Annotated in this window: 1 protein-coding gene; it reads right to left on the reverse strand. The window is 48.4% G+C overall.

All coding sequences use genetic code 11. The annotated features are described in order from the left end of the window. Positions 1-581 (reverse strand): flagellar basal-body MS-ring/collar protein FliF (gene fliF, locus R7Q09_RS27190; RefSeq protein WP_318144085.1); only part of this gene is annotated, 581 nt, incomplete at both ends.

Genomic DNA, 581 nt, shown 5'->3' on the forward strand with positions numbered 1-581 from the left:
GTTACGAACCACTGGCGCGTTATCAAGGATTTCTCGCGTTTCTTCCACTTGGCTGAAATCCATATCGGCTGCAACCTGAACACGGAAATTACTAGGGCCAACAATCGGCGTTAGCATGTCTGCCGCACGTTGGATGATTTGCTTCTCAACGTTCTTTTGGTATTCCAGATACTTCGCGTTTACTTTGCCCGCTTCTGCTGACGCAACATCTGCACTCAACAATCGGCCATATTGGTCAATGACAGAAACAAACTCAGGCTTCATTGCCGTCACACTGCCTACGATCAAGTTGATGATCGCTTCAACCTGTTCTGGCTTAAGGTCTTCACCCGGTTTGAGTTCGAGCATGACAGATGCAGACGGGTTTTCACCGTTTTGGCGTACAAACAACGTTTGACGAGGAATCGCAAGGTGAACACGCGCATTCGCTACCGAGTTTAGCGACATGATAGTGCGTACTAACTCACCTTCTAAGCCATGACGGTAACGCGCAGTCTCCATAAACTGGCTGGTACCTAATGAGCTGTCTTCTTTCAGTGAATCCAATCCGGTTGGCAGTTTCGCTTTTACGCCTTTTGACG

The sequence above is a fragment of the Vibrio sp. 2130-1 genome (assembly GCF_033339515.1).